Source organism: Arthrobacter sp. FW306-1B-G06A, from assembly GCF_058781765.1.
This window is the reverse complement of the sequence record NZ_JBYSXB010000055.1, coordinates 7298-26160: the sequence shown is the minus strand read 5'-3', so window position 1 is coordinate 26160 and position 18863 is coordinate 7298. Positions and strand designations below refer to the sequence as shown.

At 66.4% G+C, this 18863-nt stretch carries 22 protein-coding genes, 1 tRNA gene and 1 pseudogene; 9 read left to right on the top strand and 15 right to left on the bottom strand.

Annotation, left to right across the window (positions count from 1 at the left end; translation table 11 throughout):
* Nucleotides 1–44: 44 nt before the first annotated feature.
* Both AC3WJM_RS21285 and AC3WJM_RS21280 read right to left on the bottom strand, forming a co-directional pair.
* Nucleotides 45–377: a LapA family protein gene (locus AC3WJM_RS21285; RefSeq protein ID WP_284990507.1), complete on the bottom strand. Its 333-nt coding sequence runs from the start codon at nt 375–377 to the stop codon at nt 45–47.
* A 31-nt stretch (nt 378–408) separates the two neighbouring features.
* A complete protein-coding gene (locus AC3WJM_RS21280; protein ID WP_306961415.1) occupies nt 409–672 on the bottom strand; it encodes a hypothetical protein in 264 nt (87 codons plus the stop codon).
* A gap of 489 nt (nt 673–1161) precedes the next feature.
* On the opposite strand from AC3WJM_RS21280, the gene AC3WJM_RS21275 reads away from it, so the two are divergent.
* The 3 genes from AC3WJM_RS21275 (at nt 1162) to AC3WJM_RS21265 (ending at nt 2997) form a co-directional block, all read left to right on the top strand.
* Nucleotides 1162–1548, top strand: coding sequence for a YegP family protein (locus tag AC3WJM_RS21275; RefSeq protein ID WP_306961418.1), 387 nt, complete (start codon nt 1162–1164; stop codon nt 1546–1548).
* Nucleotides 1549–2085: 537 nt separating this feature from the next.
* Nucleotides 2086–2448 (top strand): SPW repeat protein, encoded by a 363-nt coding sequence (locus tag AC3WJM_RS21270; protein ID WP_306961420.1) that lies wholly within the window; start codon nt 2086–2088, stop codon nt 2446–2448.
* A 246-nt stretch (nt 2449–2694) separates the two neighbouring features.
* Nucleotides 2695–2997 (top strand): Rv3202a family protein, encoded by a 303-nt coding sequence (locus AC3WJM_RS21265; RefSeq protein ID WP_492260691.1) that lies wholly within the window; start codon nt 2695–2697, stop codon nt 2995–2997.
* A 76-nt stretch (nt 2998–3073) separates the two neighbouring features.
* On the opposite strand, the gene AC3WJM_RS21260 is transcribed toward AC3WJM_RS21265, so the two are convergent.
* From AC3WJM_RS21260 to AC3WJM_RS21250, 3 genes are all read right to left on the bottom strand, one after another.
* The gene (locus AC3WJM_RS21260) at nt 3074–3394 is read right to left on the bottom strand and encodes a hypothetical protein (RefSeq protein WP_284990512.1); all 321 of its coding nucleotides are present in this window, start codon (nt 3392–3394) and stop codon (nt 3074–3076) included.
* A 120-nt stretch (nt 3395–3514) separates the two neighbouring features.
* Nucleotides 3515–3898, bottom strand: coding sequence for a hypothetical protein (locus AC3WJM_RS21255; protein ID WP_268023436.1), 384 nt, complete (start codon nt 3896–3898; stop codon nt 3515–3517).
* Between the two features lie 198 nt (nt 3899–4096).
* Complete coding sequence (locus AC3WJM_RS21250; RefSeq protein WP_284990513.1) at nt 4097–4522, bottom strand: Hsp20/alpha crystallin family protein; 426 nt, start codon at nt 4520–4522, stop codon at nt 4097–4099.
* Nucleotides 4523–4817: 295 nt separating this feature from the next.
* Between AC3WJM_RS21250 and AC3WJM_RS21245 the strand changes: the two genes are divergently transcribed.
* Entirely contained in the window at nt 4818–5183 is a 366-nt protein-coding gene (locus AC3WJM_RS21245) for a hypothetical protein (protein WP_492272869.1), read from the top strand.
* 88 nt (nt 5184–5271) lie between these two features.
* Here AC3WJM_RS21245 and AC3WJM_RS21240 read toward each other — a convergent pair whose 3' ends face one another.
* The 3 genes from AC3WJM_RS21240 to AC3WJM_RS21230 form a co-directional block, all read right to left on the bottom strand.
* Nucleotides 5272–6144: an SGNH/GDSL hydrolase family protein gene (locus AC3WJM_RS21240; RefSeq protein WP_306961427.1), complete on the bottom strand. Its 873-nt coding sequence runs from the start codon at nt 6142–6144 to the stop codon at nt 5272–5274.
* 107 nt (nt 6145–6251) lie between these two features.
* Nucleotides 6252–6710 (bottom strand): DapH/DapD/GlmU-related protein, encoded by a 459-nt coding sequence (locus tag AC3WJM_RS21235; protein ID WP_306961429.1) that lies wholly within the window; start codon nt 6708–6710, stop codon nt 6252–6254.
* 192 nt (nt 6711–6902) lie between these two features.
* On the bottom strand, nt 6903–7376 hold the full coding sequence (locus tag AC3WJM_RS21230; protein ID WP_492272868.1) for an SRPBCC family protein: 474 nt from the start codon (nt 7374–7376) through the stop codon (nt 6903–6905).
* Between the two features lie 164 nt (nt 7377–7540).
* Here AC3WJM_RS21230 and AC3WJM_RS21225 point away from each other — a divergent pair, with 164 nt between their 5' ends.
* From AC3WJM_RS21225 to AC3WJM_RS21215, 3 genes are all read left to right on the top strand, one after another.
* The gene (locus AC3WJM_RS21225; RefSeq protein WP_306961432.1) at nt 7541–7891 is read left to right on the top strand and encodes a hypothetical protein; all 351 of its coding nucleotides are present in this window, start codon (nt 7541–7543) and stop codon (nt 7889–7891) included.
* A gap of 354 nt (nt 7892–8245) precedes the next feature.
* Nucleotides 8246–9307, top strand: coding sequence for a glycosyltransferase family 4 protein (locus AC3WJM_RS21220; protein ID WP_492272867.1), 1062 nt, complete (start codon nt 8246–8248; stop codon nt 9305–9307).
* Nucleotides 9308–9394: 87 nt separating this feature from the next.
* Nucleotides 9395–11542, top strand: a complete 2148-nt coding sequence (locus AC3WJM_RS21215) for an amylo-alpha-1,6-glucosidase (RefSeq protein ID WP_284990520.1) — start codon at nt 9395–9397, stop codon at nt 11540–11542.
* Between the two features lie 230 nt (nt 11543–11772).
* Here AC3WJM_RS21215 and AC3WJM_RS21210 read toward each other — a convergent pair whose 3' ends face one another.
* The 6 genes from AC3WJM_RS21210 to AC3WJM_RS21185 form a co-directional block, all read right to left on the bottom strand.
* Entirely contained in the window at nt 11773–12105 is a 333-nt protein-coding gene (locus AC3WJM_RS21210) for a hypothetical protein (protein ID WP_306961433.1), read from the bottom strand.
* Nucleotides 12106–12114: 9 nt separating this feature from the next.
* Nucleotides 12115–12834: a GAF and ANTAR domain-containing protein gene (locus tag AC3WJM_RS21205; RefSeq protein WP_306961435.1), complete on the bottom strand. Its 720-nt coding sequence runs from the start codon at nt 12832–12834 to the stop codon at nt 12115–12117.
* Nucleotides 12835–13159: 325 nt separating this feature from the next.
* Entirely contained in the window at nt 13160–13939 is a 780-nt protein-coding gene (locus AC3WJM_RS21200; RefSeq protein WP_284990523.1) for a GAF and ANTAR domain-containing protein, read from the bottom strand.
* A 210-nt stretch (nt 13940–14149) separates the two neighbouring features.
* On the bottom strand, nt 14150–14890 hold the full coding sequence (locus AC3WJM_RS21195; RefSeq protein ID WP_306961438.1) for a GAF and ANTAR domain-containing protein: 741 nt from the start codon (nt 14888–14890) through the stop codon (nt 14150–14152).
* A 408-nt stretch (nt 14891–15298) separates the two neighbouring features.
* Nucleotides 15299–15374, bottom strand: a tRNA-Lys gene (locus AC3WJM_RS21190).
* 145 nt (nt 15375–15519) lie between these two features.
* Nucleotides 15520–15936: an SRPBCC family protein gene (locus tag AC3WJM_RS21185; protein WP_492272866.1), complete on the bottom strand. Its 417-nt coding sequence runs from the start codon at nt 15934–15936 to the stop codon at nt 15520–15522.
* A 193-nt stretch (nt 15937–16129) separates the two neighbouring features.
* Here AC3WJM_RS21185 and AC3WJM_RS21180 point away from each other — a divergent pair, with 193 nt between their 5' ends.
* Nucleotides 16130–16306, top strand: coding sequence for a CsbD family protein (locus AC3WJM_RS21180; protein ID WP_268023425.1), 177 nt, complete (start codon nt 16130–16132; stop codon nt 16304–16306).
* A gap of 178 nt (nt 16307–16484) precedes the next feature.
* Here the strand turns inward: AC3WJM_RS21180 and AC3WJM_RS21175 are convergent, their stop codons facing one another.
* Nucleotides 16485–16721 (bottom strand): hypothetical protein, encoded by a 237-nt coding sequence (locus tag AC3WJM_RS21175; protein WP_284990526.1) that lies wholly within the window; start codon nt 16719–16721, stop codon nt 16485–16487.
* Nucleotides 16722–17168: 447 nt separating this feature from the next.
* Between AC3WJM_RS21175 and glgX the strand changes: the two are divergent.
* A pseudogene (gene glgX / locus AC3WJM_RS21170) lies at nt 17169–18863 on the top strand (glycogen debranching protein GlgX); the annotation flags it as partial.

Here is an 18863-nt window from a genome sequence, read left to right as displayed (position 1 = left end):
ATGCACGTGTTTGGCCGGGGAGGGTTCCCGGCCGGCGTGGGGGTTTAGGGCGGGGGTGTTGGTGTGCGGCGGTTGCGGGATCTGAGCTGGATGATGCGCACGGCACCGGCTACGGCGACCAAGGCCCCGCCGCCGACCGCGGCGATGAGCAGGGCAATGCCCAGGGAGATGGTCCCGTCCAGGCCGAAGAACCTGACCCTGGCGGCGTCCTGGTTCTGCACGATGAACGCGATGAGCAGGATCAGGAGCACGAGGGCTGCAACGGTGGCCGTCCATGCCATCCCCGCACGGGTGACTACCGGGCGGCGTCCTCCTGCCGGCGGGGACGCCCCGGGTGCGGGCGCGGGCTCCGGGGCCGGCTGTTGTTCTGCATCCATGGGGGAATCCTTTGTTCTTGACGCCAAAGCGTCAGCCTTCTCCGGGCTGTTTTGCGTCGAAGATCCGGTGCCCAGGCTGGGCGGGAGACCCTTCGGCCCGGGCCCGGAGGAAGTCGAGGTCCTCGGGGGAGAGGCTGGCTTGGTCGTGCTGGTCCGAGTCCGCGGTGATTCCGGTTTCCTGATGGATGACCTCCGTGATCGTGCGGGGCAGCACCACGCACCCGGGGTTCTCGGTGAGCCATTGCCGGGTTCCGGGGCTGAGGTTGTCCCAGTGGTCCCTGATGTTCATCTCCATTGATGACGCCTAACTGTTTGAATCCGGAGGCAAAGGACCCGGGCCAGGCCGGTACCGGGGACGTGATCAGGGTACGCCGGGCGGACGCGCAAAGACAGAGGCCCGATGACGCGGAAAGACAGTGTGCCCGATAAGGAACCCCCGCGCGAGTCGGGAGCGACTCCAGCGCAGGGGTTCCCGGCGGCTGCGCAAATGGGGGATATGCGAAGCCGCCAGAACAACCGTACGCCACTGAGGGCGCCGTCCACACCGGCTCTTGCGGGGCTGGCAACGGGAGCGTGCCGGAGCGATCGGTGAGCAGAGGCTCCGGGCGCTGGCCACCGCGGGTCCCCGCCGGTAGGGTTGACCCCTGACCTCATGTGGGGTGACTCACATTTTCCTTGGAACACAGATTCATTCCCCGCCCAGGGGCCCGTACGCAGCGCCGCGTGCGGGCCCCGGGGATACGTCGAGCGTCCGGCTGGCGGCCGGGCGTGAAGGAGGACTTCCATGACCGGTTCGTTCGAACTCTTCGAAGATGAGCGCGGCTGCTTCAGGTTCAGGATCGCAGCCCCCGACGGGGCCGTGATGGCCCTTTCCCGGGATTTCCCGGACAAGCGGTCAGCGGTAGCCGGCATCGAAGCCGTGCGTGAGTACGCGGGCATGGGGCTGATCACCGACCAGTGTCCGGGAGTTCCCCTCCGCCCGGCGGCCGCCGGGGACACCGGGCGCACAGACCACGAGCTCAGCATGACCGGGCCCGCTCCCGCAGCCGCCCCGCAGAGGGTCCCCCACCTGGGCGGCAGGATCCATGCCCCGCAGCGCACGGCCCCGCTGGAACCGGCCGGGGCCCTCCGCCGCGCAGCCGCCGGCCGTCCCCGCCAGCTGCAGCCCTGAGGCGTCCGGCCAAGTGCCACCAAGACACGGTGCACACGTTTGGCGTTTCCATGGTGTGCCGTCCCCATTCCTTCCGGCGCATGGCCGGCGGGTACGACGGCCGGGTTCCCGGGACCGGCGCCAAACCACCTCGGACGTCTCACTCTCGTAGCGGCCCCTGAAACAGGTAGCCGGTACTCGGGCGGCGGGCCGGTTCCGGGGCCTACGATCTGCACCGGAACGTTTTCCGTGGAAGATGATCCCGGCGGTAGCTGCGCCAATGCCCGGCACCAGGTGACACCGGGCATTGGCGCGTTTCCTTGCACCGGCCGGCCTGACCGGGAGCCGCTTGCCGGGAAGCAGCAGCGCACGGATTTTTGTTACAAAGTACCCGTGCGGCGAGGACAGCGGACAGCCGCCGGGAACGGCGCCCGGCCCGTTTTCGCGGCCCCCGGCGGCGGTACTTTCACGGGAAGTCAGCGTCAAATACAATAAGAATCCTCCGGCGTGACGTCAGAGGAACGCCGGGGTGCAGTCCGCATCACAGAGGTGGTTTCAATGAAGAAATGGACGCGATGGCAGGATTGGGTCACGGTCGCCGCCGGGCTCTACGCTGTGCTATCGGTCATCTGGACCACGGCGGCCGGTTCGTCGGCTGCCTTGATGGTCGTGTTCGGCGCTTTGCTGGTCGTCAGCGGCGTCATCAATCTGGCCATGCCCGGAACCCCGGCCATGGAATGGATCCAGGCGGCCTTCGGCGCCCTGCTGTTCCTTTCACCGTGGTTCGGTTCCTACACCATGCAGACAGGCGTCGCCTGGACGTCCTGGATCACCGGTCTGGTGGCGCTCGTCGTCACCGCGACCGCGATCAAACCCAGCACCGAGGAACACCGGCATCACACGGTCAGCCCCTCGCACTGAGGTGCTGAAAACCTGAATAAGGGCACCGCTCAATAGGGTAAACGCCGGATAGCGGTTGCCGGACAGCGGAAAACATCGGATAACGGTTACTGGACAGCGGAAACCTCGGCCGGCGGATCCGGTCCTGGTCCGGACCCAACGGTGGCGGTGGTTCCCGGCAGGGGCGGTCCCGGGCGCGTGAGTGTCCGGGAGAGAGGCCCTGCGGTCCTTTCGTCCCTATTCCGGTCACAGGAGGTTGACGTGGAAATGAATGTTCAGCCGGAGGAAATCGGTCCCGAAGTACCCGAAGCCGATGCTCTCGAGCAGCGCACACCGGTCCTGCCCGAGGGCTCGGGGGAATTGACGGAGATGGACGGTTTGCCCGGGGATGTCCCGGAGCCGGACGTCATTGAACAGCGCACGGAGGTCCAGCCCGGCGGCGCCGGCTACGACCGGATCGCGGTCACGGAAGCGGAGGCCGCCGAAGCGGACCTCATCGACCAGGCCACGGAGCTTTCCCCAGGCGCCGAGGACGAGTACCCGGACGCCGCCGAAGACCCCGGCACGTGAGGCCACGGCAGCCCCGGGCGCGACGGGAGCTGCGAGGCCCCGTCGCCGGCTCCTCTGCAGGCAGGCAGATGTTGGGCTATTGGTCCAGGACGCTGTCGATGAGTTCCTTGAGGATTTCCCAGAAGTCCCGGGCCCGGTACGAGGTGACGGGTCCGCGGCCCTGGGCTTCGCGGACGGTGTCTGCGATGGCTATGGCTTCGGCGAACAGTTCGGCCGTGACTGCGGGGACCCGTTCCGGCTCGAGGGTGAGGATGTGCCGGACCAGTTCGCGGGAGTGCCGCTCGGTCTCGCCTGCCGGTTCCGGTGCCAGGCCGCTGCGTTCCAGACGCGTTGATGCGGACTCGAAGCCGCGGTCCACGTGCGGCCCGAAGCCCTTGTCCATGTACAGGATGGACATGTCGGTCTCCTTTCCAATTTCCTCTTGGCAGTCCCGGGGGAAGGACAGGCGGCCGCAGCGGAACGTGCAGCCCCGCTGTCCGGAATTTCACCGGAGCGTCCGGGCGGATGGTTGTCCGGTTCATAGCTGGGTGCCGTAGATGAATTCCTTGGCGTGGTTGACGGCTTTCCGGAAGGCGTCGTTGCGGAGGGTGATCTGTTCTTCGGTGCCGTTCTTGCCGGGTTCGAGGTAGGCGGTGTGCCCGGGGTGCAGGACCCAGATGTCCCCGGACGGGGGCAGGTAGAAGACACCGAAGGAGCGGTGCCGGGGGTCCGTGGCCCAGATGGGCACCACGGCGACGGCCGCGCCGGTGTCCGGGTTGATCCATTGGGCCCGGGGCAGGGGCTGGAGATGGATCTGGACCCCGGGGTCCAGGAAAGGGGCCGTCCCTTTGCCCCAGCGCTGTTCAAAACGTTCATGGAACGCCGGCATCAGAAGGTCATCGTAGGGGTGCCAGGCGCTCATGGCAGGCTCCTTCCAGGTTCGGGCGCCGGGTGTCGGGAGGGTCCCCGGCCGGGCGGGCCGGGGACCCTCGGTGCGGGAGGCATCGTCGGGGGCCGCCTTTTCGGTGCGCAACTGGCGCGGTGGCGTGGCTGGTCTGCATCGCCCTTCACTGCCGGCGGCCGGTCCAATGCTCCCGGTCCAGCGGTGCCGGCCCCGGTCCTAGGCGTTGATCGCCTGGCGCGGGGTCGACTCCGACGCGATCTCGATCCGGCGCGGTTTGGCCTTCTCGGCCACCGGGATCCGCAAGGTCAGCACCCCGGCGTCATAACTGGCCTTCACGGCATCGGTATCCAGGGCCTCGCCGAGCACGAGCTGGCGGCTGAAGACACCCCGGGGCCGTTCGGCGGCGATCATCTCGGTGTTCTCCCCGGCCGGGTCCTTCCGTTCGGCCTTCACGGTCAGGACATTGCGTTCGACGTCGATGTCCACCGAGTCGACCTCGACCCCGGGAAGATCCAGGGCGACAACGAATTCCCCGCCTTCCCGCCAGGCATCCAGCGGCATGGCCGCCGGCCGGGCCGCGGTGCCCAGGACCTGCCGGGCCAGCCTGTCGAGCTCGCGGAACGGGTCGGTACGCATCAACATGGTCTCCTCACTCCTTACAGATCGGTACGATCCTTCCATCCCAGCCACCTATTTCCTATGCTGGCTGGTATAGATTTTTTATAGCACCGGAATGAAACCGCCGCAAGGGGGCTGTCCGGGTTTTTTTGTATGGGCCCCGGAACCGGACCGGCGCGCGAACCACGGCTCCTGCCGTTTCCTCCGACCCTCGGGCGGAAGGGGGCCGGCGTCCCTCCGGGGGCTCGGCGGTGCAGAAAAGGCGGTGTAGAACAAGGGAGGGGCGCCGGCATCCGCTGCCTGTTCTCCGGATGCCGGGATGACGGCTGGCCTCCTGGTGCCGATGACTGCCGGCGCGGGCCCCGCTTCCGGGACCGCCCCGGTGCGGGCGCGGAGGGGCGGCCAGCTCCAGCAGCTCGCTCCGGCCCAGCCCGGAGGCGTCGCTGACTTCGGCCACGGTGGCTTCCCCGCAACGCAGGATCGCCGCGGCCACCTGCCGCAGGGTCAGATAGGCGGCGGCGAGCTCCTCTCCCGCGGCCTCGATGGCGCCGGCCAGGGCGCTCAGGCGCTCCAGCTCCGCACTCATTCCACTCTCATCCCTTCCTTGCCGGGCAGGATCTTTCTGGCGGTTCCCGGACGATCACGTCGGGGACCGCCGGAGAAGATCACACGTCCCGCTATCTAAAGTGGTCGATACAGATTTTTTATATCACCTGAGATAGTCAAGGGCAAGGCCTTCCGCGAGGTGCGCCAGGCCAGGGGTTGCGTCCCTGCTATTTGTTCCGGGGGTCGTTTCCGATGAACGTCCCGGGAGGCATCCGGGCGCCGAACACGGGGCCGGGGTCCGGCCGCTTCGCACGGCGCTCTTCCTCGGAGCTGCGGTGTGTGAGGTGTTGCAGGACCCAGGGGACCAGGTGTTCGCGTGTCCAGATGATGTCATCGGCCCGTGCTTCGCGCCAGCTGCGCGCGGGCAGCTCTTTGGGCGTCATCGGCTCCAGGGTGTGGGGAACGTTGAGGGTTTCCAGGACCATGATGGCGATGGTGTGCTGGCCCAGGGGAGAGAAGTGCAGCCGGTCCGGATCCCACATCCGGGGGTGGGTGAGCTGGCGCAGGGCCCAGAGGTCGGCGATCACGGCGTCATGGCGGGCCGCGATGGTGCGCAGGTTCTCGTTGAAGATCGCTACCTTGCCCCGCACGTGTCCGAGCACGGGGGTCGTGCCCCAGTCCGGTCCGGCGAACAGCACGACCGTGGCCCCGGTCGAGGCGAGGAGTTGGACGCCGGCGTCCAGCTCGGCGGCGAGTTTGTCGGGGTCGGTCCGGTGGAAGATCAGGTCGTTGCCGCCGCCGTTGAGGGTGATCAGATCCGGTTGCAGGGCCAGGGCGGGGGCGATCTGCTCATCCAGGATCTGATGGAGCAGCCGTCCTCGGACTGCCAGGTTCGCGTAGGCGAAATCCGCGTGGCCGGCGCTTAGTTCTTCCGCGACCCGGTCCGCCCAGCCGCGCAGGCCCCCGGGGCTGCGCGGTTCCGGGTCCCCGACCCCTTCGGTGAAGGAATCACCCAGGGCCACATAACGGCTCCACGGGTGCAGGCGGGCCCCGGAACCAACGGAGCCATCCTCCGGAGGGCCGGCTGCGGGGGCGTTCATCCCCCCATACTGCCCCTGCGGTGCCCGTCCGCGCCATGGCCCGTGTCGGTGACCGTCCCGCGCCGGACTCGCAGGGGAGAACGGAATGTCGTAGCAGCGACGGAGGTCTAGGCGGCCATCCGGGACTCCGGGCCGCGGGATTTCCGGGTACGGGACGAAGAGCCCGAGTAAGACCCGGCGTTCGGGATGCGGGCTCCCTCGGGAACCAGGGTGTCCCCGTGCAGCCGGACCCCGCGGCCGATGAGTGCCCCCGCCCCGATGCGGGAGTGGCTGCCGACGTGGACCCAGCTGCCCAGGACCGTTCCCCGGCCCACGTACACGTCGTCACCGATGAAGGCATGGTTCCCGACCGTTGCCCGGCGGTCGATCCAGCTCCCGCGGCCGATCCGGCACCCGGAACCGACACGTGCGCCGGCCTCGACATAGGTCGTTGCACCGATGAAGGAATCCGCCTCCACCCGTGCGCCGGGACCAAGCAGCCCGCCCCCGTTCGGGTGCCGGTGGTAGGTGGTGGTCATACCGGCATCGTCCTCGACCGTTTCGATGTTCCTGTTCCTCCTTTTCATCTTCTTCCTTCCTGCCGCACACCTGCGACAAGAAAATTAACGCCGGAACGCCGGTGTTGATTCCGGCAACCGGCCGGACGAAAGGCCTGCAGGACGGAGGGCTGCGTGGAAGGCATGGCCGGGAGGGGGCTTCATCCGGCGGGCGGGCACCGGCTGACGCGGAGCCCGTAGCAGGCCCGGGCGCCGGGTGGTCTAGCTGCGGCCTTCGACCTTGCCCCCGGCGATGCTTCCGCGCCAGGCGCCGGTCTCTACTTCCCGGCCCTCGATGAATTCCTTGAACCGTTCCAGGTTCTTCTTGATCTGCCGGTCCTCCAGATGAGCCGTGGCCCCGGCCCGTTCCAGCACGGTCCGGGGATCCCAGTCCACTTCGACGGTGACCCGTGTTTCGACGGTGCTCACCGCGTGGAAGGTGACGGTTCCGGAATGGTGCGAGCCCTCCACGCTCTCCCAGCTGATCAGTTCGTCCGGGATCTGGGCGAGGATCCTGGCGTCGAAGCCGCGCCGGAGCCCGGCGATGCGGGTCTGGAAGTGCACGGTGGTTTCATCGACCTGGCGGACGGACTCGACCCCGGTCATGAAGCGTGGAAATTCCTCGAACTGGGTCCACTGGTTGTAGGTCTGGCTCAAGGGCATGTTCACAACGACGGATTCCCGCACGGTGGCCATGACTGTTCACTCCTTCCTCAATGACGGGCCTGGCCGCCGGGGGTCGCCGGCCATGGGCCTCGTTTCCACGCTAAAACGATCCACGGGAGCGGACAAGATGACCGGCCCCGCGGGCGGGAACAGCCCGGGTTGCCGTTCCGTTTACCTCAAAGAGGACGAAAAAGATGGAAAGGAAACCGACCGCGCTGATCATTCCCGCCAGCCTGGGAGAACCCGTGGTCCTGGGCAGGCTGGACACCGGCGCCGCCGCGCTCCGGCGGCTGCTCGGAGGCGGCGCAGAATCAATTTCCCGGGGCGACTGGCATGTCTACCTCAACGCCCGGGCCAGGCTGTTGAACCTGCAGCCCAACATCCGTGCCGCCCGGCTCGCCGAGGACGCGGGCTTGGACATTAGCGACGCGGCCCGGGGAACGGCGGTGTTCCTGGGACACACGGACCTGGCCGCGGAAGCCGACGTCCCGGCGTACCTGACCAGACGCGCCACGGAACTCTTCGGCACCGCGCTGGCTGCCTAGGCCTGCCCCGGACCGGTTCTTCCGGCGAGGTCCACCCCCGGGAGCCGAGGATGGGGAGTCGCTGCTCTGTCCGCTGAGTCATGGGTGCAACCGCCCCCCTCGGAATGGACTTTAGCTTCTCTGCTGCTCGGGGGTCGTTCTTGCGACCCGGTGCCCACGGCCGGCCGCTGGCTCGAGGAATGATCACTGGACGTCAAAAGGCAATCCCGCCGGCCTACCCGGCAGTAGGTCTTGTCCATTGTCCGTCCGGGAGTAATAGTCAGTTCAGAGGTTAAGCAGAGGCCTTCGGACGGTTTTGGGTGCGTGTCGGGACGCAGGGGGAGTCCGACCCATCCGTTTTTTGGAAGGCAAGAAATGCGGATAGGACTTGTTGCAGGACCCTGGATCCCCGTTCCCCCGCAGACCTATGGCGGTATCGAAAGGGTGGTGGACCTTCTGGCACGGGGGTTTGCCGGGGCCGGGCACGAGGTGGTGCTGGCTGCGTCCTCGGACAGCCGGTGCCCCGTACCCCGGGTCCCGGGGATGAGGACGTCGGATCCGACGAGCCTTGGCTTCACCATCTCCGAACTCAGCCACCTGATCAGGGCCTACGAGGGGCTCGGGGAGGTGGACATCATCCACGACCACACCCTGGCCGGGCCCCTGTACCGCTACGGGCCGCCCGGGGTGCCAGTGGTGACGACGATCCACGGCCCGCTCACGTCCTCAGCCAAGGACATCTACCGTGCGATCGGAAGAACTACCTCCATCATCGCGATCTCCCGCAACCAGGCTTCCCAGGCGTCCGGCATACCGGTCCGTGGCGTGATCCATCACGGCATCGATCTGTCGACCGTGCCCGTGGGCACCGGCCGGGGCGGCTACGTCTGTTTCGTGGGGAGGATGTGCCCGGACAAAGGCGTCCTGGAAGCCATCAGGATCGCCCGTCAGGCGGGCGTGCCGCTCCGGATCGCGGCCAAAATGCGCGAACCGGAGGAGATCCAGTACTTCGAGGAAGTCATCAAACCGATCCTTGGTCCCAACGAGGACTTCACAGGCGAGGTCGACGACGCCGAAAAATACCATCTCATGGGCGAAGCACTCGCGTTCCTCAACCCGATCCAGTGGTCCGAACCCTTCGGCCTGGTCATGATTGAAGCACTTTCCACCGGGACGCCCGTTCTGGGAACGCCCCTGGGAGCCGCACCGGAAATCGTTGCGCACGGACTAACGGGTTACCTCGCCTCCACCGACAACCTCGCAGCCATGATCCCGGCAGCCGCTGGCCTGAGCCGGGCGCAGTGCAGGGCCCGGGTGGAGCAGCAATTCAGTGCCGAACGCATGGTGGCCGACCATTTGCAGCTGTTCGCCGACCTCATCGAAGAGCAATGCGAATCCGGGCTTCCGGATTCGGTCGCGTTGAACCAGAATCTTTAAGGGAACCGGTTTTCCCGTGCCCCGTTATCTGCTTTGGCGGTAATTGTCCTGGCGCCGCCGCCGCGCCGTGAGGTGAGGAGTCCTCCCATGACGGCATGGAACGCCGATACCGAAACGACGGTTTCCGAGGCAGGAACCGTCACGCTCGTGGAGGGGTCCTCCTTTTGCATTTCCTCCCGCAGCGGGGACATCCTCCCGGACGGCGAGACAAACGGCGCGTTCTTCCAGGACACCCGGATCCTTTCCCACTGGGAACTGCACATCAACGGGTCCCCCCGCGAGCCGCTCGCGGCCCAGCGTCCCGATGCTTTCGAGGCCACTTTCGTGGGCCGGGCCCAATGGCCGGACGGCCGTTTCGACAGCCCCCTGGTAGTCCGGCAGCAACGCCATGTCGGCCCCGGCCTCCGGGACGACATCACGCTGGAGAATTTTTCCGCGGAACCCGTGGACTGCAGCATCGAACTGCTCGTGGACGCGGACCAGGCCGACCTGTTCGACGTCAAAGGAGGCCGCCCCACCAAGCATACGTCCGTGACCAGGCACGTGCGGGGGCATGAACTGGTGGTCGAAGCCATCAGCAACGGCCAGCGGCGGGGATCGGCGATTCGGGCGGCGGGCGCCGAAATCTCCGAAGACGCCCTCCGTTTCCGGGCCACCATCCCCGCACGGGGAAAATGGTCCACCAGCGTCATCGTGGTCCCCCTGGTCGAATCCGTGGCCCCGGAGGAGCCCTTCACGGAGACTGGGGTCCCGCACCTCCGGACGGGCGTCAAACGGCACCGGGCCTGGGAAAAAAACGTTCCACCCATCACCCTTGCCGACAGCAGCGTCCAAGCCACGCTGCAGTGGAGCCAACGCGACCTGGGCTCACTGCGGATCTTTGATCCTGCCAACCCCGACCGCGTGGCCGTGGCCGCAGGCGCTCCATGGTTCATGGCCCTGTTCGGCCGGGATGCACTTCTGGCCTCCTACATGGCGCTCCTGATCGACCCGGATCTGGCCTCGGGAACCCTCCAGACCCTGGCGGACATCCAAGGCACCAGAGTGGACCATGACTCCGAGGAGGAACCCGGCCGCATTCCGCATGAAGTCCGGCTCGGCGTCACCGGCGGCTTGTCCAGGGGCGGGACAGCCTACTACGGCACCGCCGATGCCACCCCGCTGTTCGTGGGGTTGCTGGGCGAGCTAAGCCGGTGGGGGCTCTCTGAGGACATCATCGAGTCGCTGCTTCCGCACGCGGACCGGGCCCTTGGCTGGATCCACGACTACGGTGACCGCGACGGGGACGGTTTCGTCGAGTACCACAGGGCCACCGACCATGGCCTGGCCAATCAGGGCTGGAAGGACTCCTGGGACGGGATCAATTTTGCGGACGGGACCCTGGCGGAGTCGCCCATCGCCCTGTGTGAAGTCCAGGCCTACGTTTACGCCGCGTATTTGGCCCGGGCATGCCTGGCCCGGGCGGCAGGAGAGAGGGAAACGGAGCAGTACTGGGCCGGGCGTGCCGCCACGCTGAAGAATGAATTCAACAAAAGGTTCTGGCTGCCGGACAAGGGCTATTTCGCCATCGCACTGGACAAGGACAAGAAACCGGTGGACTCCTGCGCCTCCAACATGGGCCACTGCCTGTGGACAGGCATCGTCGAGGAGGACAAAGCGTCATCGGTGGTCCAACGGCTGATGTCACGGGAGATGTTCACCGGCTGGGGCATCCGGACCCTGGGCTCGGACATGGGTGCCTACAACCCGGTCAGCTATCACAACGGTTCCGTCTGGCCGCACGACACCGCCCTGGCCGCAACCGGAATGATGCGGTACGGATTCGTGGATGAAGCCAGAAAGGTAGCGCACGGTCTTTTGGGAGCAGCCGGACACTTCGACGGCCAGCTCCCGGAACTTTTCTGCGGCTTCGACCGCTATGAATTCCACGCCCCTGTTCCCTATCCCACGGCGTGCGCACCCCAGGCGTGGGCGGCCGCGACCCCGGTGCAGCTGATGCGGACCCTGCTCAGGTTCGATCCTGACCTGACACGCAACGTGGTCCACCTTGCCCCGATCCTCCCGGAGGAATTCGGGGAATTCACGGCCGAGAACGTGAAGCTGGCCGGGTCCCTCCTCACCCTCAGGGCGAAAGGACGCGAAGGCAGCGTCCAGGGCCTGCCCCCGGGTCTGAAGCTCCTGAAGGAACCCCGGCCGCCGTTGGATGAACGGCCCGGCGGGCGGGCCGGCGATTAGAAAACCTATGGCCGGCATAGACCGGGACCAGGGGCGCGTCCGCCCACCCGCAGCCGGACGATAACTGCGGGGGATACCGCGCGTCGATCGGCCCGGGCGGGCTCGTCGTGGCGGGCGGGGACCGCGCCTCATCCATGAATGGGTTGGAGGATCAGGTGGCCCGCATTCCGACGTGACAGGTGAGACAGACATCCACCAGGCAAGGCCTCCTTGAGGGGGACCGATCCGGATCAGTCCGTTTCGGACTGCCATGGTCCCGAGCCCGGTTCTTGCTTGGGTTTTTGTTGGCCGGACGAGTCGCCGTCCGGGCCGAGCTCGTCGGAGTAGGGTGCGCGACCGTGGGCGGATGTGTCGATGAGTTCGTTGGCGGCCATGGCCAGCAGGTCGCGTTGCAGGACGGGCAGGGAGAGGAAGCCTTGGAGATAGGCTTCCACCTCGTACTCGCCAACTTCGCCGCCCAAGCTGAAGTACTTGAGCCAGAGTTCGCCGACGTTGATTTGTGCTGACTTCATGGCAGCGGCCAGCATGCGCTGCTGTTGTGGTTCGTGCGGATCGAAGCCCACGGGCCGGCCTCAGTCCAGGGCCGCCGGAATCCCGGCGACGAGATCGGCACTGATCTGGCCCAGCGTGCTGTTCTGCAGCCGGGCCCGGCGCATCAGTTCGGCAAGGGCCATGTCAACGGTCAAAGAGTGGCGCTGCATCAAGATGCCGCAGGCGCGGTTGACCAGGTCACGACTATGAAGGGATTCAGCCAGGGCTTCGCTGATGCGGTGAGGTGCTTCGCTGGCCTGGATATTCGCCAGCAGCGTCGCTGCCGGGGCGGCGAATAGTTCCAGCACCCGGGCCGCGTCCTCGCCGAAAGCGCCGGCACGGTCCGAATAGATCTTCAAGGCGCCGATGCATTCCTGCCCGGCGATCAACGGGGTGCTGACCGCCGCACGGATGGGCATGCCCTTCACGGCGTCAGTCCAGTCCGGCCACCGCGGATCAGTTTCGACGTTCCGGACGATCACCGTTTCCTCCATCGCCCAGGCCGTCAGGCACGGCCCCTGGCCCAATTCATACTGAAGGGCGTCCGCGCGGGTGACCACGTGGTCCGTGGAGGCGCTGCTGGTCAGCCTGCCCCTCGAATCCAGGATGGAGACCCCCGCGCCGCTCGCTCCGGACACGGAGTCCTTGATGGCACGGGCAAGCAACCGCACGGCGCGGTCCACTTTCTCTTCCGTCAGCAGCAGGCCCTGGATTCGCGCGATAACAGTCGACAGTTCATCCAGCGGTAGTTTCCGCGCCATAGTCCTCATTCATCCAGGTCGGGTGCATCGAGCCGCAGCGTTCCTGTGAAGAGAATTCAACACGGCAGTTGGTGCGCTGTTCCCAGCCTACTTCCCGCCCCTGGCCAGTGGCAGAAGCCAGGGCGAGGAAACGCAAACGGTAGCCGCGGCCACATGGGGCGACGGAAGAAGTGCCCGCGTCGTGGCAGGAAGACGGCTCCCGGCCCCGGGTCCGCAGAAACCCGCCGGGCGAGGGAGAGGAGCTCCGGTCACCCCGGCGGCCGAGGGCGTCCGGTGGCCGGACCGGACAACCTGCGATTCCACCGCATGTCCCCGGCTCTTCTGGCTATTCGTCGAAGTACGGCGCGAGGTCCGTTTCTCCCGAAACGGAGGCGATGACCTGCGCGGCAATGTCCCGGAGTTTGACGTTCCGGCTGTTCGACGCCCTGGTCAGAACCTTGACGGCAGTATCGCGGCTGCAGCGGTTTTGCGCCATGACAATGCCGACGGCCGTGTCGATGGTCGAACGCGACTGCATGGCCGCGGTGAGATCGTTCCGGGCATGACGCAGGTGCGCGATCCTCAACGCCAGGCGCAGCGACTTCGCCGCGCTGTCGGCGAATGCTTCCGCGGCCGTGATGTCCGGTCCGGAAAACCCCAGGGGTTTGGTGGAATACAGGCTCATCACGGCTTCGGCTTCACCGGCCAGATCCAGCGGGACAGCCAGGATGGATCGGATGCCGTTCCGACGGAGGGCGTCCATGGAGTCACGCCAGCGGTTCTCGCCGCCGGTGTCGGGGACGAGAATCACGTCATCGTCCCGGAGGGCTGTCAGGGAAGGCCCGTCGTGAAGGTCGTTCTGCAGTTCCTCGAGAACGCGGCCTCTCTCATCGCTGCCGGCCGCTGCGGGGCTTCTTTTCCTCCTCCTGAGGGTGACCCCGCACGAAAGGGTGTTCGTGATGGTCGAGAGAACGGCGGCTGCCACGCCGGCCAGGGCGGCAAGGAATTCCATGACGTCGCTGCTGTCCAGGACCAGTTCCTGCAGGGTAATGCAAGGGTCCTGTCTGCGGTTCCGGGCCGGAGCGGTGGAGGCGCCGGGTGCTGCGTCCCACTGCGGGTCAATCACGGGTCGGTCATCCTTTCGGTGTCCATTTCCAGTATTGCCAGGGCCAGAAGACTCACCCCGGGGTGGCGGGAGACCGCCGAGCTCATGGAGGTAAGCATCGAGGCTGGTTTCTTCCGCATCGCTCTGACTATCCCGTAGAAGCGGGCCCACAGCCTGGCCAACCCGTGTTGCGGTCGCGGTACCAGGGTGGCGCCACCGGTGCCCGGCGCTTCAGGCGTGTCCATCGGGGACGCCCGGGGAAGTCCAATCCTGGGGTGCTGATCCGTTCAGGATGTCGGTGGCGATGTCATGAAGACGCCGGTTGTTGTTCCGCGCAGCAAGCTGAAGGAGTTCCATGGCGCGGTCCCGCCCACAACGGTTCTGGAGCATGATCAAGGACAGCGCCGCGTCCACCACGGCCCGCGATTGCAGGGCCGAGCGCAAATGTTCAGGGTACGGCTCCGGGACGTGAAGCCTCAGCGCCAACCTCAGCGTCTTCGAAATTGTCTCCGCATGCTCCAATACGCGGGCCACGATGGCCGGGTTGAAAGTGCCGGGCGCATAGGCGTAGCAATTCAAAGCTGCGCGTGAGGAAGAGTCCGTCTGGATAGGCACTGCGAGGACAGAGCGAATACCTTCGCCATCCACCTGGTGGGCGTACTGTGCCCAACGGTCGTCTGCCTGCAGGTCGTCAATCAGCACGCGATGTTGGTGACGCAAGGCCGTAAGGCAAGGGCCGTCGTCGAACGCGTATTGCTTCTCGTCCAAGCGCTGCGCCGCAGCGGTACTGCTCGCCACCGTCGAAGGGCCGGCATCCCGTTCGACGGTAATGGCGCACAAAAGAGGTTCCTGGCCGTCCAACAACGACGCTGAGATGGTAGCCAAACCCAGGAGAAATTCGGTGAAGCCCGGGCTTTCAAGCAGTAGATCCTGCAATTGTTCCGTGGTGGGTACTGCGTTGTTGTTGGCCATGCGGCCTCGATTCCAAGGGGCGCCCGGGATCTTCGACCCAGGCCTGCAGCCGTGGCCGCTCGCGCGTCGCACAGCCCTGATATTCAATCCCCGGACCCGAACGACCATCCCGAAATCTCCTAATTCGACACTACGCCCTCGTGGGAACTTAAGACACGAGAGCCCGGACGCCTGCGTTCACCAGTCCACTGATCGAAGACGAAACCTCCGATCCTTCTTCCCGGACCTGATTATCTCCGCGGTCCTGAATGTCTTCTTCCGCGCCAGGCCCGGGGACGCCTGCCGCACTTCGCAGGTGAGTCTTCCGGTAAAACCAACCCGGGGGCGCCCCGTCAAGATGTCGTTTCAACGGCGCGCCCGCACCACAACAACGGGCTCCCGGCGCCCGGGCATGCCTTGGCCCGGGACTGGTGCATCCGGTGGGGTTCGAACCCACGACCCGAGGATTAAAAGTCCCCTGCTCTGACCACTGAGCTACGGATGCGGACCGGCCGACTCACTGAAGGGCCTTACCTTCCATGCTGCTCCACCCGTGGTTCCGCAGCCAAGGCCTTGGAGGCAGAGCTGCTTGGTCCCGCCTTCAGAGCCGCCATGCCCCGGGCACAACCGCAGCGCCGGCGTATCCGGTGTCAGCTCAGTTTTTCGGCCCGGGCCCTGACCCCGCAGGCGAACCGGTCCGCGGACCGGGACAGGCCCGGGTTGTGTTTTTGGATCAGCGTCCGGAGGGGGCCGGTGAAGTCATCCCTCACCACCAGGCGGGTCTTGCCGTGCTTAGCCCTCACGGTGATGGTCCGGACCGCTTTGAACAATTTCCCCGGCAACCGGAACGTCCAGGACATGGCGTCGTCCCCGTACCGGTGGACAGCCACCGTGACCGGCCTGGCCAGGCCGGCGGGCCGGACCCGGATGCTCTGCTCGTGGCCGATGTCCCCGATGGGCCCGGCAATCCCCGAATCCCACTCCGGATAGCCGGACGAATCAGTGATGACGGTCCACACCGTTTCCGGCGCTGCACAGATCAGCGCACGGCCCCCGTACGAATCCATGGACGACAGCATAAACCCCCGGCCGTCCGGCGTATCCCGGCAGGCTCCCGTCCCGCGAGCAGCCAGATGCCCGGGCAGAACCACCTGTGCCCCGGCCGGAGCCGGGCAGGACCGTGGATGAAGGGGACGCCGGGTCTACGATAAAAATGTCCGGCCCGCACGGGCCGGCCCGTCCCCCTTGAGAGGAGCCGTCATGGGTCTGGGTGACAAAATCAAGCACGCCGCCGAAAAGGTCGGCGGCAAAGCCAAAGAAGCAACCGGCGACGCCACGGATAACGACAGGCTGAAAGCCGAAGGCAAGGCCGCACAAGCCAAAGCGGAGCTGAAGCAGGCCGCAGACAAAGTGAAGGACGCCTTCAAAAAGCACTGACGGGAAACGCCGGGAGCACCACGTGTTCCACCATGGGTCCGGGTCTCCTCGCCCGCGTCCCGCCTGGGCTGGCCGGCGACACCGCCGGGAACGAGCAGGCCGAGGGTCCGGACTGCGGGTGCGGCCGGGGCCGTATCCGCCGGTCTTTTGGCTGTGAACAGCGTCGGTGATCGACAGTTCAGCGGCGCCAGATGACCGTGATGGCCTCACCATCGGGCACGGCCTGGATATGCAAGGAGACGTCCAGGCCCCCGGGATCACGGCACGGGTTCGTGCCTGTAGCGGCGATGATCTCCTGGATCAGCCGGTCCAAGGCCAGTGCCATGGCCCGCCCCCAGTCCCCGGGACGGGTGCTGGAGGCCTCCACGGTCACCGAACGGACGGCCTCTGTGGTGGGCCGCGGGTCTGTCTGCATAACGGTCTCCATCTGCGTTTCTGCACCAGGAAATGCGGTGCCCGTGATGCGCAGACAGACCTCCAACCAGGTGCAGGTGGTCCGTTGCCGTCCCCGGCGGCGGGCCCCGCGTCACCTCGTTGGCCTCCGCAGCAGGTATGCCCAGTCTAGAAGCGCGGCAACCTGGCCGTCCACGGCACGGACCGACAGGCACCGGCACAGGCGGGCCGTCGGGGACCTCCGGCATGACACGCATGTTGCCCGGAAGCGATGCCGCCGCCGCCCCGGTGCCTGGGCCCGGCATTCCCATCCGCCTCACGGCCAGGACGAGGTGGCTGCCGCGGAACGCGGGTTTCCCTCGGTGCCCGGGGCTATATGCGTCAAATCTTCGCGTTTGATGGGTCGGGGCACGGTGCTCCCGGGCTGTCCGGTGTGGTGGGTGGTGCTTTTTCGGTATCGGAGGGGTTCATGGAAGTCTGGGCGGGCAGTGCCTATCCCTTGGGGGCGACGTATGACGGCAGCGGCACCAACTTCGCCATCTTCAGCGAAGCGGCCAGTGCGGTGTATCTGTGCCTGTTCGATGAGCGAGGGTCCGAGCAGCGGATTGCCCTGGAGGCTGTGGACGCGTTCGTCTGGCACTGCTACCTGCCCCATATGCTCCCGGGACAGTCGTACGGTTACCGGGTGGAGGGGCCCTATGACCCGGCCAACGGGATGCGATGTAACCCGGCCAAGCTGCTGCTGGACCCGTACGCGAAAGCGGCCAGCGGGGACATCGCTTGGGGGCAAGCCATGTTCTCCTACGATCCGGGCGATCCGCTCTCGTTGAATACAAGCGATTCGGCCGGCTCGACGATGCGGTCGGTGGTGATCAGCCCGTTCTTCGACTGGCAGGGCGACCGCCCCCTGCGGGTCCCGTACAGCGACTCGCTCATCTACGAAACCCATGTCAAAGGCATGACCATGCTCCACCCCGAGGTGCCCGTGGAGGAACGCGGCACCTTCGCGGGCCTGGCGCATCCGGCCGTGATCGAGCACCTGCAAAGACTCGGCGTTACCGCGATCGAGCTGATGCCGGTGCACCAATTCGTGCACGACAGCCTGCTCAGGGAGAAGGGTCTGTCCAACTACTGGGGCTACAACACCGTCGGGTTCTTCGCCCCGCACAACGGCTACAGCTCCACGCATGTGCCCGGGCAGCAGGTCCAGGAGTTCAAAGCCATGGTCCGTTCCCTGCACGCCGCCGGGATGGAGATCATCCTCGATGTCGTCTATAACCACACTGCCGAAGGGAACCACCTCGGCCCGACCCTGTCGTTCAAAGGCATCGACAACCAGGCCTACTACCGCCTGGTCGCGGGCGACAAGCAGTATTACATGGACTACACGGGCACGGGGAACACGGTCAACGTGCGCCACCCGCACGTCCTGCAGCTCCTGATGGACTCCCTGCGTTACTGGGTGACGGAGATGCATGTGGACGGGTTCCGCTTCGATCTGGCGGCCACCCTGGCCCGCGAGTTCTACGAGGTGGACCGGTTGTCAAGCTTCTTCGACCTGGTCCAGCAGGACCCGGTCGTGTCCCAGGTGAAGCTGATCGCCGAGCCCTGGGACGTGGGCCCCGGCGGCTACCAGGTGGGAAACTTCCCGCCGCTGTGGACCGAATGGAACGGCAAGTATCGGGATGCGGTGCGTGACTTCTGGCGCGGCGAACCCTCGACCCTTGGCGAATTCGCCGCCCGGCTTGCCGGCTCCGCGGACCTGTACGGGTCATCAGGCCGGCGTCCGGTGGCCTCCGTCAACTTCGTCACCGCTCACGACGGCTTCACCCTGCATGACCTCGTCTCGTACAACGAGAAGCACAACGAGACCAACGGGGCCGGCAACAACGACGGCGAGACCCACAACCGGTCCTGGAACTGCGGCGCCGAGGGACCCATCGACGATGAAAGCGTGCTCGTGCTGCGTGCCCGCCAGCAACGGAACTTCATTGCCACCCTGATGCTCTCCCAAGGCGTCCCGATGCTGCTCCACGGTGATGAGCTGGGCCGCACCCAGGAGGGCAACAACAACGCATACTGCCAGGACTCGGAGCTGAGCTGGATCCACTGGGAAAGCACGGACAAGCCGCTGACCGAGTTCGCCGCCCCCGCCCCCCGGCGG